The sequence below is a fragment of the Methanosarcina acetivorans C2A genome, assembly GCF_000007345.1.
In the GTDB taxonomy this organism is placed as follows: Archaea; Halobacteriota; Methanosarcinia; order Methanosarcinales; family Methanosarcinaceae; genus Methanosarcina; species Methanosarcina acetivorans.
In genome coordinates, this window is record NC_003552.1 from 1,454,238 (window position 1) to 1,468,607 (window position 14,370).

General features: G+C 41.7%; 14 protein-coding genes. 3 read left to right on the forward strand and 11 right to left on the reverse strand.

Annotated elements, in window-relative coordinates:
* Window positions 1–5: 5 nt before the first annotated feature.
* The 3 genes from MA_RS06350 to hacB all read left to right on the forward strand — a co-directional run bounded on the left by MA_RS06350 (window position 6) and on the right by hacB (window position 2,495).
* Window positions 6–563, forward strand: a complete 558-nt coding sequence (locus MA_RS06350; protein ID WP_011021242.1) for a NifB/NifX family molybdenum-iron cluster-binding protein — start codon at window positions 6–8, stop codon at window positions 561–563.
* 257 nt (window positions 564–820) lie between these two features.
* Window positions 821–1,918: an ABC transporter substrate-binding protein gene (locus tag MA_RS06355; RefSeq protein ID WP_011021243.1), complete on the forward strand. Its 1,098-nt coding sequence runs from the start codon at window positions 821–823 to the stop codon at window positions 1,916–1,918.
* 82 nt (window positions 1,919–2,000) lie between these two features.
* Window positions 2,001–2,495: a homoaconitase small subunit gene (gene hacB, locus MA_RS06360; protein ID WP_011021244.1), complete on the forward strand. Its 495-nt coding sequence runs from the start codon at window positions 2,001–2,003 to the stop codon at window positions 2,493–2,495.
* A 77-nt stretch (window positions 2,496–2,572) separates the two neighbouring features.
* Here the strand turns inward: hacB and MA_RS06365 are convergent, their stop codons facing one another.
* From MA_RS06365 to MA_RS06415, 11 genes are all read right to left on the reverse strand, one after another.
* Window positions 2,573–3,511, reverse strand: a complete 939-nt coding sequence (locus MA_RS06365) for a hypothetical protein (protein WP_048065062.1) — start codon at window positions 3,509–3,511, stop codon at window positions 2,573–2,575.
* A gap of 99 nt (window positions 3,512–3,610) precedes the next feature.
* Complete coding sequence (locus MA_RS06370) at window positions 3,611–4,480, reverse strand: homocitrate synthase (RefSeq protein WP_011021246.1); 870 nt, start codon at window positions 4,478–4,480, stop codon at window positions 3,611–3,613.
* On the reverse strand, window positions 4,473–5,603 hold the full coding sequence (locus MA_RS06375) for a LeuA family protein (RefSeq protein ID WP_011021247.1): 1,131 nt from the start codon (window positions 5,601–5,603) through the stop codon (window positions 4,473–4,475). Before MA_RS06375 ends, MA_RS06370 begins: the two co-directional genes overlap by 8 nt.
* A 53-nt stretch (window positions 5,604–5,656) precedes the next feature.
* Window positions 5,657–6,667: an ATP-binding cassette domain-containing protein gene (locus MA_RS06380; RefSeq protein WP_011021248.1), complete on the reverse strand. Its 1,011-nt coding sequence runs from the start codon at window positions 6,665–6,667 to the stop codon at window positions 5,657–5,659.
* A gap of 2 nt (window positions 6,668–6,669) precedes the next feature.
* The gene (locus MA_RS06385; RefSeq protein ID WP_011021249.1) at window positions 6,670–7,362 is read right to left on the reverse strand and encodes a GTP-binding protein; all 693 of its coding nucleotides are present in this window, start codon (window positions 7,360–7,362) and stop codon (window positions 6,670–6,672) included.
* A 38-nt stretch (window positions 7,363–7,400) separates the two neighbouring features.
* Entirely contained in the window at window positions 7,401–8,282 is an 882-nt protein-coding gene (locus tag MA_RS06390; RefSeq protein ID WP_226990780.1) for an ABC transporter substrate-binding protein, read from the reverse strand.
* A 250-nt stretch (window positions 8,283–8,532) separates the two neighbouring features.
* Window positions 8,533–9,624 (reverse strand): ABC transporter substrate-binding protein, encoded by a 1,092-nt coding sequence (locus MA_RS06395; RefSeq protein WP_011021251.1) that lies wholly within the window; start codon window positions 9,622–9,624, stop codon window positions 8,533–8,535.
* A 107-nt stretch (window positions 9,625–9,731) separates the two neighbouring features.
* A complete protein-coding gene (locus tag MA_RS06400) occupies window positions 9,732–10,817 on the reverse strand; it encodes an ABC transporter substrate-binding protein (protein WP_011021252.1) in 1,086 nt (361 codons plus the stop codon).
* A 104-nt stretch (window positions 10,818–10,921) separates the two neighbouring features.
* Window positions 10,922–12,013 carry an ABC transporter substrate-binding protein gene (locus MA_RS06405; RefSeq protein ID WP_011021253.1) on the reverse strand — a complete coding sequence of 364 codons (1,092 nt, stop codon included), beginning with the start codon at window positions 12,011–12,013 and terminating at the stop codon, window positions 10,922–10,924.
* Between the two features lie 77 nt (window positions 12,014–12,090).
* Complete coding sequence (locus MA_RS06410) at window positions 12,091–12,879, reverse strand: ABC transporter ATP-binding protein (protein WP_048065064.1); 789 nt, start codon at window positions 12,877–12,879, stop codon at window positions 12,091–12,093.
* Window positions 12,870–13,901, reverse strand: a complete 1,032-nt coding sequence (locus MA_RS06415) for a FecCD family ABC transporter permease (protein ID WP_011021255.1) — start codon at window positions 13,899–13,901, stop codon at window positions 12,870–12,872. The genes MA_RS06410 and MA_RS06415 overlap by 10 nt, the downstream gene beginning before the upstream one ends.
* Between the last annotated feature and the right edge of the window lie 469 nt (window positions 13,902–14,370).

The window sequence follows — 14,370 nt, forward strand, 5'->3', positions numbered from 1 at the left end:
GCAATATGGATTGTGCATTCACAGCCCTGAAAAAGAGTGTACGGATGCGTGGGATCTTGCTGGCAAATACCACAGGTTTTAAAGAGGGAGATGTGGGGTTGTTGAATGAAGAGGAAGTGTTTACCGACGGTCATTCAAGAGAACTTGCAGACGATACATTTGTGCAGGATAAGCAAAAAAAAGAGGTTGAAAACAGGGACAATGGGAAATTCAAGGTAGCGGTCACTTCCAGAGGAGGAAAGCTTGTTGACCAGCATTTCGGGAAAGCAACTACTTTTATGATTTTTGAAATTGAAGGTCAGGATTGCAAATTTCTTGAGACGCGTTCAACAAAGAAATACTGCAACGGAGGAAGCGGAATCGGTGTGGAACCCCTTGAGAAAAACGAAACAATAAAGTCGATTTCGGATTGTGATGCCGTGCTTACCATGAAAATCGGGTCAGGAGCGCAAAAAAAGCTTCAAGAATACGGGATTGATTGCGTTGAATATTGTTATACTATAGAGTGTGGATTAAAGTATTTGCAGATGGTGGGGAAACAGAGAGACAGGTATAAAATTTAACCGAGTTATACGGCAAACTGAATTATACGGCAAACTGAATTATACGGCAAACCGAATTATACGGCATTATTTTCGAATATCGATAGTTTTTCTCGATTCCGGAATTTAATAAGCCGTCAACCATTATTTTCCTTTTGATGCAAAGTTTTTTGGAAGCATTTTACTTCTGATAACCGGGGGTATAACCGGAAGCATCTTTACAATGGATATTTCCTGGAAATTGGTGCTGAATTCTAAGAATAAAAAGAGGTACCTGAATGAACACAAAAATAATAACTATTCTCTTCATCGCATTCTTATCGGTATTATTTTTCACTGGCTGTATAGAAGAAAAAATCAGCTCGCAGGAACATGGGAGCACAAAAGGCATATCCTCTTCAAACGATGAAAACACAGAGAATAGGACTGTTACTGATTCGTTAGGTCGACAAGTTCAGGTTCCTTTAATGGTAGAAAGGGTTGCAGATACCTGGATGGGGCATAATGAGGTGCTGGCTATGCTTGGAGCTGATGACAGGCTTGTTGCTACAATGTTCAGTCCCCAAAGTAGGCCGTGGATGTATAAAGTTTGTCCGACCTTCAACGATGCTGTGACACTGAGCCCGACGTATGATATCGAAGAGTTGCTTGCTACAAAACCTGATGTTGTTTTCATGTCGAAATCCGATAAGAATCTCGAAAAGATATCCAATCTTGGAATTCCTGCAGTACAGGTAAGTTTTACAGATTTCGATTCTATGAAAAAATGCATTTCAGATACTGCCAATGTGTTGGGGGATGAAGAAGCCCTGGAACGCGCACAGCAATATAATACATATCTGGACAGTAAACTGGAATCGGTAAGAAATACTTCATCCCAGATACCTGACGAAAATAGGCCAAAAGTTCTTCATGTGGTTTCACTCTCACCTTTGTGTGTAGATGGCGGTGGAAATATTATAAGCGATTGGATTGAGGCCGCAGGAGGGGTTAATGCAGCCGAAGAGGTAAAAGGGGGTATCATGCAGGAAGTTTCAATGGAACAAATATTAAAGTGGAATCCGGATGTGATTATTCTTAGTGTGAACGCCAAATCCCGGGAGAAAGAACAAATTATGAACAGTGACCAATGGAAAAAAGTTAAAGCAATTCAGGATAACAGGGTGTTTCTAAATCCGGAAGGGGCATTTATCTGGAGCCGGGCCGGAGCAGAAGAAGCGCTTCAGATTCAATGGGCTGCAAAAACCATCAATCCGGATAAGTTTCAGTTCATTGACATAAATAATGAAACAAAGTGGTTCTACAAAACTTTCTTTGAGTATGAACTTACGGATGAGGAAGTTCAAAAAATTCTGAATGCAGAGGCGCCAAATTGATCTATAACTGGCAGTTTGGCGGAAAATTTTGGTGCTTTTTAAGGTATAAATGCATTAAAAAATTTACTTTCAGGTGAGGGTGATGGCAAATCCTATTGTAGGCAGAGTCTGGAAATTCGGAGATGACATTAATACCGATGCGATTATCCCGGGGAAATACCTGCGAACAAGGGATATGCAGATATTCGGAACTCATGCAATGGAAGGCATTGACCCTGAGTTCACAAAAAAAGCAAAACCCGGAGATATCATTGTTGCAGGCACTAATTTCGGGTGCGGTTCTTCAAGGGAGCAGGCTCCCCTCGCTTTGAAACACTCCGGAATAGCCTGTATTGTGGCAAAGTCTTTTGCAAGGATCTTTTTTAGAAATGCAATCAATATAGGACTGCCTCTCATGGAAGCAGATGTCGAGTGTCAGGAAGGAGATGAGATTAAAGTTGACCTGTTCAAGGGGGAAGTTCTGGTTCCGGAAAAGGGCATATTCAAAGGAAACAAACTGCCTGATTTCCTGCTCGATATACTCAATGACGGCGGACTTGTAGCTCACAGAAAAAAAGTTAAGGGTGAGCATAAATAATAACGGAATCCGATAACTAATTCGTATCTCAGTGATAATCGAAATCGGGTACTCAAAATCGGGTACTTGAAATCGGGTTACATGCAGCCCTTACATTTAGAACAATCTCCGCAAGTTGGAGACTCCGTATAGTCCCCGCCTGTGATTTTGAACGTGGAATCGGATATCCTGTATTCGTTTGCTTTAGTCCCGTCGTCAATAGTTACGGCATCATCGTCAAAGCTCAATTTTATTGGCACTTTTTCATACTCTTCCGTCAGGCCGGGTTTCAGCTTAGGGAAAGTTACTTTCATTTCACCGTTGCTTTTTTTGACCGAAATGATATCAAAGGTAGCAAGAGAAGTTAACCTTCCATTTCTATCAAAGCGCAGGGAATTTATATCAGCATCAATACCCACTGCAGCCGCATCATACGCATTGATCAAACCGATAGGGGTTTCAACAGGAACCGGTTTTGCCGGTTCTACGGACTCCATGCTGCCGTCTTCAAAAAGCTTGACCCCTGTCCGGATGGGAATTTTTCCTGCCGGGGTGTCAACTGCGATTCTTTCTGTCGGCCACAGGATCAGACTTCTGACTTTTCCGTCCGGATAAAAACGCAGACCGATTATTTTTGCACTGAAGCTCCCGAACGGAAATGTGAAATCATATTTCTGCGCCAGGGCACCTTCCTCTTCTTCCGACCAGAAACCGCTTATTTGCCCGTTTAACGGGAATAAACTATTAAGCGAACCGTCTTCAAAAAAAGTGACCAGTTCAGCCGGAAAGTTGCCTATTGAAGTGCTTATTTCTGTCTGCTGCTCCAGTGAAATGTTTTTAACTTTTCCACTCTTATAAAAAGAAAGGGCATTTAACTGCTTTCTCCTTATTCCGGGGTTTCCATACTGGGGAACAAAATCCCCGTATTTTGTGTGGATTAAATTGTACTCATTAAGCTTACACTCTTTCAGTCCACCACTATCATACGTGGTGAAGCTTGTAATTCCTTTTATGTTGCTTGTTTCGACAGTGAACATTCGTATCACCCTGACTAAAAATGAATCAAATTTTTTGCTTTAACTCATATTCTGAAAAGCAATGCTGCGTATTAAGAATAAAAATAAAGTTAAATTATATTAATTATCTACAACATTTTGTGTAAAGGGTCCCACTACTGGCTTATACGGAAACAATGTTCTTTCGCTTGCTTTTGCGACCATCTCAACCAGGGACGGTAAAGCTTTAAGCTCAATTCCGCAATCATAGTTGTAAAAGTGTTTTAAAGACACGGCTGTTTCTTCCATTGACGCATTTCCTGCACGCTCACCGATCCCTGTTATTGTCACGCTGGCAAACTTTGCTCCCGCTCTGTATGCTGCCAGGGTATTTGCCAGGGCCAGGCCAAAATCATTGTGTGCATGAATTTCAACCGGAAGAGGGCTGCGATTTACAATGCTTTCGATTTTATTATAAGTCGTAAAATGATCCAGGCATCCGACCGTATCCGAATATCGTATCCTTATCGCACCGTAAGAAGCCGCAACATCCGCATATTGAAGAAAGAAATCCGGGTCTGCTCTGGATGCATCCTCCGCTCCTACAATAATCGTTATCCCGCTGTTTTTGAGATATTCCAGGCAGGTTTTCAATTGATCAAGCACCCAGGCCCTGCTTTTTTGAAGCTTATATTCTATATGCAGGTCGGATACCGGCAGGGAAACATGAACAAATTTAAATCCGCATTCGATAGAAGCCTTTAAATCCTTTAAATTTGCCCTGTTCCACGCGATAAGATTCGATTTTATCGGGAGTTCTAGCATAAGGCTCAGAGCTTCACATTCCTGTTTGCCCATAGCAGGGATACCGGCTTCAATCCATTTCACGTTTGCTTTATCTAAAGCCGAAATGATATTCACCCTTTCTTCAATCGAAAATACAACACCTGCAGATTGTTCCCCATCACGCAAAGTTGTATCAACGATTTCAAAGCTTTTGTTTTCAGTCACAGGGCATTTCTCCTTTGCCTGATAAATGAATATTCGGGTCTTTTACCGATTCCATCTGCAAATCGTAAAGAGTTTTAAGCTGCAAATCCGTTAACGGTTTTTTTTGCAGGATCGCAGTATTTCTTACTTTCTCGAGCAATGCAGCCGCTTTCTCGGGACTCAATGATAAACCCAGATGCCGGAGCTTCTGCACTAACGATGCTGTCCCCGAGTGTTTTCCAATTACTAAAAGCCTCCGCAGGCCCACCTCCTCCGGCTTAATCGCTTCGTATAAATTAGGATTTTTAAGAACACCGTCAACGTGAATCCCGGATTCATGCGCAAATACATTTTTTCCTATGATGGCCTTTTCTCCGGGCAACATAATACCAGCCCTGTATAAAATATTCTCACAATCTGCTGCAATGCTATATCCATCGGGCACCAGTTCATTTTTCCACAAATGCCTTGCTGCCATCAAAACTTCTTCCATGGCCGCCACTCCTGGAATTCCGATTCCGCTGACAGCCGTTGCGACGTATTCAATGCCTGCTCTTAACGCTGAAAGCGTGTTGGCTGTAGCAGTCCCGTAATCGTTGTACCCCACATATTCAACAGGACATTGAATTGTATTCCCTAAAAAGCCAAGTTTATCATAGGTGGTGAAAGGGTCCGCTTTCCCGCTTCTATCGCCCAGTATTAACCTTTTTATCCCGTATTTGGGAATAAGGGGATATATTGTTTCTACGTCCCTTATTGAGAATTCCAGAGCATTATCAATGCTCAAATAAATTTCCTGGTCGTTGCTACAGGCCATTTGCAATACAGGTTCAAGCATATCCTGTATGGGGGTGAGGGGGTTGAGAGAAGTGTTTATTACTATTTTGGAAAAACCGAGCTTTTTCGCCCTGAATATCTCCTGTCCGGAACACTTTACTCTGCATCTCATACTTTCCGAAAATTCATCAGCCTCAAATTCGACCATATTTTTTTCTAAATTATTCAATGAGACATCTGCCGCATCGAATGAGTACTTTTTCAGAACTGACAGCATAAACCTTACATCGGCAGGATTATTAACCCCCAGGCGTACGACCTCATTGATTGTCTGGTCCACAATCGAAACCTTAATGTCTGCTTTCAACTCAATTCCTCCGCCGATAATTCAAAGTTTAGAAAGACCTTTTTTAATTTTCGTCATCCTGAACACCAGTTGAGTTCGGTATCAATCCGCCCTCCTCTTCTCAACATATCACGCAGCTCCGTCATTTTGCAATCCAGAAACTCCATGTATTCCAAATTCATTCTTTCCTGCTTACTTGTTTCAATAATATTGGATATTGCACCGTTCCTGATTACAATCCGACGATCGCCCATTAAAGCTAACAGTGGATCATGGGTAGATACGAGCACTATTTTCTCTTTATCAACCAGGAGTTCCAGCGCTTTTTTCCTGTTAACTCCTGCATTCTCGATCTCATCAATCAAAACGATAGGAGATGCACTTAATAAAGCCGTATCCGCAATCATTAACGAACGTGTCTGCCCCCCACTAAGCTGGGTAATTGAAACATCGGCACTGAATTTTTCTCCTGTCAGTTCATTTGCCATATAAATTATGTCATTGACTGTTTCATCCTTCCTGGAAATCATGCGGCACTCGGCATGCATTGTAATGAACTCTTTTACTGTAAGGTCTACAACAAAATTCATGTTTTGAGACAATTGTGCCACTATCTTCTGGTTCATCGAAAAGCGTTTCTGCGCTTCAGGTACACAGCCATTTATTAAGATCTGCCTCCCTGTCGGCGTATCTTTCTGGGCCATACATTCAATATCCGCCAGCAATCGACTTTTTCCAGAACCGGTAGGGCCAACGATACAAACTACCTCTCCGGGCTTCAATGTAATACTCGCATTCTCCGGATTACCGGACTTATCTTTTCCTCCAATTACTGTAAGGGAGCTCACCCGATGTTGTTTCTCTGGTATGGCATTTATCTGGATTATTTCTTCGATATGGTTTAATATCTGTTTCCGATCCATTCCCGAATCCCTCAGGAATTCATCGGTCAATCCTGCAAGCCAATCCTGTAAGGTCAAGGACCGGGGTAGCTCTTTTAATCCGATTGATGCAAAAAAATCCATGATGAAGGGATGAGAATTCAATATATCGTTAATCGATGAAGTTAACAGTTGATCGTCCACTTTTACACCTCCTTAAATATCATTTTTTTTGCATTGCCGCGCTGGTAGTCTTTACTGATTACAGTTTCTCCCACACAATAAGGGCATACAGCTGAAGGCATGGAAAAACGCAGTTTTTTCCCTTCCAGTGCGTCCACTTCAGCTGCGCTATGCAAATAATAACTTAAATCAAAAGCTCCCTGCCCGGTAATACCATTGACAAACATAATTTCGGCCTTCGGATTTGCCAATCTTACATTGAAGGCAAAAACTTCCCTTTCTGCTTGCGATACGATATCGCCCTTTGTTATAACAACAATATCCGCTAATTTCAACATCGGGCCGATTTTTTTTGGTGTATGAACCCCTGCAAGATTATCAATAACACATACCCCCATCACTCCTTTTATGTGAGGAGAGCATCTGTTGCACAAACCTGCACTCTCGGTAATAAGCATATCCAGTTCGTTTTTTAACCCCCAGGCCAGACATTCGTCAATGTTACTCACAAAGAAATGGTCAGGGCATAAATTCCCAGAGAGTCCGACAATAACCGGTAGTTCCATTTTTTTATATGCAAGGTCATCTTTTGTGGAAAGCGCATCAAACTTGATAATGCCTATTTTTTTCCCTTCTTCTTTTAAGTGTTCAACCGTTTTCAGTATGACTGAAGTCTTTCCAACTGAAGGCGGCCCTGCCACTGTAATTAATCTCATCTAGCGGATCTCCTTTCGGTTTTGGTATTTTGCCTCTCTTAAGTCTCAATTTTGGTAAAAAGGAGAGGCTGCCATGCTTCAAAAAATACTTCTGATGCCAGTCGGATTAATTCCATGGTATCGTTGGAACGCACGTAATCCCACCCCAGCCATTTCAATTTTGCATTCTCCGGATATCTGTACTCCACTTCAGGATTTAATGGCGGATAACAATTGTCGGATAAATATTGCCCTATTTTTCTACCGGTAGTGTACTTTATCAATACATCCAGTTCCTCCAGCTTTGCTTTCTTGGCTAAAATATAAAACGGGAACGCCAGAGCCCCGTCTTCCGGCCATATAACTGAAGTCTTCCCGCGTCTCGGACAAATATCAGCCAGAAACCAGGGAATGATATATATGGCTGCGCCAAGCTCGCTATCCGAACCTGCAATTCTCGACATGTGGACGTAATGCAGCATGTTTTTCGTATTATACGCGAGGTGCTTTAGGCCCTGAATGCCATGGTCTTTATATATATTTAAAAATAAAAACGTGTTAAACTCGGAATACGGGCTTTTTTCATCTTTCCTCCAGCCTCCGACAATTATCTTATCATGGTAAATCGGGTCAAGAATATCACTCCAACGCCCTGGGACGGGCAGGCCGCCCAGCCTCCAATGGTCTACAAGAAAAACAATGGGAACTACGGCAAAAATAGTGAATCGCTTTTCAGGGTCTTCGATCCCGCAATCAGCATATATGGGGGGTAATGGTTTGGGCTGGCACGCCTGGAAATAACCCTTATCGATAAATTTCTCGAAAAAATTTTTCTCAAATACATTATCAAATGATGAAGACAACACCATGTTGGGAAAGTCATCAATGTTGTCCACCTCGTGAATATGCTGAAAAGGTGAATAGCCGCTTCCTCCACCCATGGGAAAATAGCATTTGAGCCGGATTCCTTTTTCAATCCGATAATTCCTTAGTATGGCTTCCAAACCATCCTTGAACGTATACTTTAAGGGGACCGGAATTCGTCCCATAAAGTCAAATTCTCCGGGTGGAAGGTCACCGCTGCAAAGTTCGGTTTCGGAATTGTAGTCATTTCCTTCTGTACGTAAATCTAAAGTATCTCTATTTTCTACCTTAATGTTTTCACCCCCTCATTTTGTTGTTTCTCTGTTTTCATGTCGAGCTTGCAGGAGGCAGATGCTGCAGTATCCTGTTTGCTTCATCATCTGTCAGGTTATAGTGGTAGAATCTCGAGTAGTAATCTTTGACCTCACTGGTCATGTTCAGATCCTCAAACAGTTCCGGATGTAGAGTTTTGGCAAAATACTCCATAAGCAACACCCCTTCAGCACCATAGTCCCACCAGGCTACTCCCTGTGGGCAGAGATATACCCTGTTATTCTGCACAGCCTTCAAGTTACTGAACCTGGGGTCATTCGTAAATATATCTGTACTGTTGACATGTCCTACATAGATTACATCAGGATTCCATACAAGCAGCTGCTCCGGTGTAATTGTTTCAATCCCTTCCATATCTCCGGAAATATATTTGCCGCCAGCCATCTCCACATAAAACTGCGGATAAGAGTTTTTACCCTGATTTGTCATTGCATCATTGGCATAGTATACCGTGGGACGCTCACTATCTGTAAGGTTTGCAGTTCTCGATGTCACATAATTCGCCTTCCGATCAAAGTATACACCCCATTCGTCAGCAGTCTTTTTTGCATCCGGGCCCATTACTTCACCATAAAGCGCGATTTCCTGCTTCACATATTTAACGAATGAGTCTACGTTATCAGGATTTCCTGAGTTTTTCTGAGTAACCACAACAGGAATATTACTCGAATTTAATTTATCCCTTGTAAAATCCAGGCAAAATACTACCTGTACTTTTTTGCTTATGAGATCTTCAACATTAGGATTTTGTTGATTTCCATTCATTGGGATATTTCTCAACTGCGGAGCTACCTTATAGGCCCATGGGAAATCATTGGACACACGTATTGTCACTGCCATTTTGTCTGTTTGGTTTAGCAAAATTAATTTTTCATATGATTGACCAGCAAGAGCAGCGACATGAGTCACATTTGCTGGTATAGTTACAACTCGTCCCTCTTGATCTGTAATCTGAACGTATTTATCAGACTCTATCTCAATACTTTGATCAGATTTTGTGTTACTATGACCTACATGTGCAGCAACGGATACTATTGCAAGGACTGCAATAAGTGCAACAACAGCCACTATACCCCTTTTATCCATTCAATCACACCTTTAACTCCATTTTAATTTTGTATTGATTTTTTTCTTCGACCGATGAAGGTACAATTAATTTTATGCCTTCGTTGCTGTCGATTTCTTCAAAAGCATTAATAACTGGCAGGCGGGAGATGCTGCAGTATCCTGTTTGCTTCCTCGTCTGTCAGGTTATAATGGTAGAACCTCGAGTAGTAGTCTTTGACCTCACTGGTCATGTTCAGGTCTTCAAATAGCTCAGGATGCAGGGTCTTGGCAAAATATTCCATGAGTAGTACCCCTTCTGCACCATAATCCCACCAGGCCACTCCCTGCGGACAGAGATATACTCTGTTATTCTGTACAGCCTCTAAATTAATGAACTTGGAATCGTTCGTAAATATATCCGTACTGTTAACATGACCAACATAGATCACATCAGGATTCCATACGAGTAGCTGCTCCGGTGTAATTGTTTGAATCCCTTCTGTATCTCCTGAAATATACTTGCCGCCAGCCATCTCCACATAAAACTGCGGATAAGAGTTTTTACCCTGATTTGTCGTTGCGTCTCTGGCATAGTATACCGTGGGACGCTCACTATCTGTAAGGTTTTCAGTTCTCGATGTCACATAATTCACTTTCTGGTCAAAGTATGCACCCCATTCCCCTGCGGTCTCTTTTGAATCCGGCCCCATCACTTCGCCGTAAAGCGCTACCTCCTGCTTCACATATTTTACGAATGAGTCTGCATCATCAGGATTTCCTGAGTTCTTCTGAGTGACCACAGCAGCTATATTGGTCGATTTCAGTTTCTCTTTCGTACCATCGTATGATCTGCAAAATACTACCTGTACTTTTTTGCTGATAAGATCTTCAACATTAGGATCGTCTTCCATTGGAATATCCTTCAACTGCGGAGCTATTTTATAGGCCCACGGAAAATCATTTGACACATGCATTGTCACTACCATTTTGTCCGTTTGGTTTAGCAATATCAATTTTTCATACGCCTGACCGGAAACAGCAGCCACACGGGTGACATTCTCCGGTACAGTTACGATTCGTCCTTCCTGGTCTGTAATCTGAACGTATTTATCAGACCCTATCTCACTACCTTGATCAGATTTTGTGTTACTATGACCTACATGTGCAGCAACGGATACTATTGCAAGGACTGCAATAAGCGCAACAACAGCCACTATTCCCCTTTTATCCATTCAATCACCTTGAACTCCATTTTAATTTTGTATTGATTTTTTCTTCGACCGATTAAGGTACAATTAATTTTATGCCTTCGTTGCTGTCGATTTCTTCAAAAGCATTAATAACTGGTAGGCGGTAGATGCTGTAGTATTCTGTTTGCTTCCTCGTCTGTCAGGTTATAGTGGTAGAATCTCGAGTAGTAATCTTTGACTTCACCGGTCATGTTCAGGTCTTCAAATAGCTCAGGATGCAGGGTTTTGGCAAAATACTCCATAAGTAACACCCCTTCAGCGCCGTAATCCCAGTAGGCCACTCCCTGCGGACAGAGATACACCCTGTCATCCTGTACGGCTTTTACGTTACTCAGCCGGGTGTCATTTGTAATTATATCCGTACTGTTAACCCGGCCTACAAAAATTACATCAGGATTCCATGCCAGTAACTGTTCCATTGTGACGCTTTGAAGTCCTTCTTTATTGGTATTTTTTGCAACGTAGTCGCCACCGGCCATTTCCACATAAAACTGCGTATAAGAGTTTTTACCCTGTGTTGTTATCGCATCCGGACCCCTTGCATAATACACTTTGGGACGCTGACTATCTGTAAGGTTTGCAGTTCTCGATGTCACATAATTCACTTTCTGATCAAAGTACGTACCCCATTCATCAGCAATTTCCTCCGCATCCGGGCCCATCACTTCGCCGTAAAGCGCTATTTCCTGCTTCACGTACTTAACAAATGAGTCTGCGTTCTCGGGGTTTCCCGAGTTCTTCTGAGTGATCACAACAGCTATATTGCTCGAATTCAGTTTCTCCTTATTACCGTCGTATGACAAACAAAAAACGACCTGCACTTTTTTGCTGATAAGATCTTCCACATTGGGATCGTTTTCTATAGGGATATCTTTCAACTGTGGGGCTATCTTATATGACCAGGGCAGATTGGTCCATGCCGATATTGTCACTGCCATCTTGTCGGTCTGATTTAGCAAAATTAATTTTTCATATGACTGACCGGCAAGAGCAGCCACATGAGTCACATTCGCCGGCACAGTTACAACTCTTCCCGTCTGGTCTGTTATCTGAACGCCCTGATCAGCTCTTATCCCGATATTACTATCTAGCTCAGACCTTGTGTTACTGTAACCTACACCTGCAATGGATAAAATTGCAATAACTGCAATGATAGCCACCATACCCTTTTTATCCATCCAATCACCTTAATTTCCCATCATATGTCCGGATCGATTTGTTTTCATAGCCCCGTTGTTTTCATAGCCCTGTGTGGTTATTGTATCTGCATAGGTATGCATGCTTTTCTTTGTTCATCCACATCCAGTATTTTTACGTCTATGCCATAGGCTTGTTTCATATTTTCTTCCGTGACTACGGTTCTCGGGTCTCCCATCTCCATGATTGTGCCCTGATTCATTATAGCGACCTTGTTGGAAGATAAAAAGGCATGGTCTGGAAAATGAGAAGTCATAACAACTGATAGCCCACTTTTAGACAATTTATTTATGACTTTGAGTGTTCGTATCTGGTTCCCGAAATCCAGATGGGATGTAGGCTCGTCCAGAAGAAGAATTTCGGGTCTTTGGGCTATTGCTCTGGCCATCAGTACTAGCTGTCTTTCTCCCCCACTGATCTCAGTGTAGATTTTATCCTTCAGGTGCAGGATTCCAAGATTTTCCAGAGCCTCTTCAGCTATTTTATAATCATTTTTCCCGGGAACCGACGTTATGCTTAAATAGGGAGTCCTGCCCATTAAAACGATATCGAGAACTGAATATGCAAAGGTTGAATTGTTTGATTGGGGGATGTACCCCATGACCTTGGCGATTTCGGTATTATTCATTGAATATATATTTTTGTCCTTCAATAATATCTTGCCACTTTTTAGTTTGAGCAGGCTGCTCATACATTTGATTAACGTTGATTTTCCGGTTCCATTTGGTCCTAATATACACAGAACATCTCCTCTCTCAATTGAGATGTTCACGTTTCGGAAAATGCTTTTCTTTCCATTGTAAGAAAATTCTGCATTCCTTATATCCATAATATTTTTCACGACCATCCCTCGTAGCCTTTTTGGAGTAGATACACAAAAAAAGGTGCTCCTATAATGGCTGTTAATATTCCCAGAGGAATTTCGATAGATGTGGCTGTTCTGCACACATCATCCACCAGCAGGAGAAAAGCAGCTCCCAGTGAAATACTTGCAGGCAAAAGCTTCCTGTGGTCCGGACCTACAATCATCCGGGCCGCGTGAGGTATTACAAGGCCCACCCAGCCAATGATTCCACTAATACTTACGGCAGCAGCTGTTAGGAGTGTGCAACAAAAAATTATCAACAGTCTCATTTTTTCCGTGTTTATACCAAGTGAACGTGCCTCATCGTCACTCATTGAAAGGACATTAATTCTCCATCCGATAAGCAGTAATGCTGTAAACCCAACTAAAACAGGTCCTGCTATCATCAATATACTGCTGCTTTCAACCGCAGAGAGACTGCCCATAAGCCAGTATACTATTTCAGGGAGTTTGCTGTCCGGATCTGCAAGATATTTGATGCATGAAATGAGAGCGGAAAAGAGTGCTGCAATAGCTATCCCCCCCAGCACCATCATTAAAACGGTATTGCCCTTAAATCTTTTACTCAGAAAGTAAGTGAGGAAAACCGCAAGGAGGCCGAATAAAAAAGCTGTAGTCTGAATCATCACCATGGAAAAACTGAATAAAATAGCTATTGCGGCCCCAAAACCCGCGCCTGAAGAAACTCCCAGGATATCCGGGGATACCAGCGGATTCTGGAAAGTCCCCTGAAAAGAAGCCCCTGAAATTGATAACGCTGCACCCACGATCATCGCAGCTATTATGCGAGGCAAACGTATGTCCCAGACTACTGTATAAATAGTGGGGTCCAAATTTGTTTCCATAGGCACAAAAACCGATACAATGGCCAGTATTACGTCCAGGGGAGACACTGGATATCGGCCAATCATAAAAGACCCGAAAAATAAAATGACCGGGAGTGCTATCAGCACAGTTGTTGAAGAGATATTTCGGATGGTTTCCCTGTTTATTCGCCTGTTCATTGTTCTTTCCACACCGGATCTATGTACATATCCATTATGTTTATTTGAACATAACAACTATTATATAATGAAATACAGAAAGGAGTTACCTACTTTATAGCATAAATAGATATCTATTTAATAAAATACTAATTGTATAAATGTTTTCTCAAAGAAACAATAACAGAAGATCTAATAACGGAAAAATCATTTTGTGAGTATAAAACTGAGATCCTGGTTAGCTAAAAAGGAGCATTTGTGAAATCGTGATTGGATATAGATATGTTGAACATGACATAACGTTTTGTTTAGAAATAGAAAGATTATAGTTTGGGGCTCCAAATAAAAAATCCTCTGTAAAATGAATATTTATTTATATGATAAATAGGAAATAGGTTACTGTATTCCTATATATAAAAATTGGCTACGATGGAATAAACCTATTCCTTATACAAATATAGTGGAGGTAAATAAGAAAAATGTCTTTTCA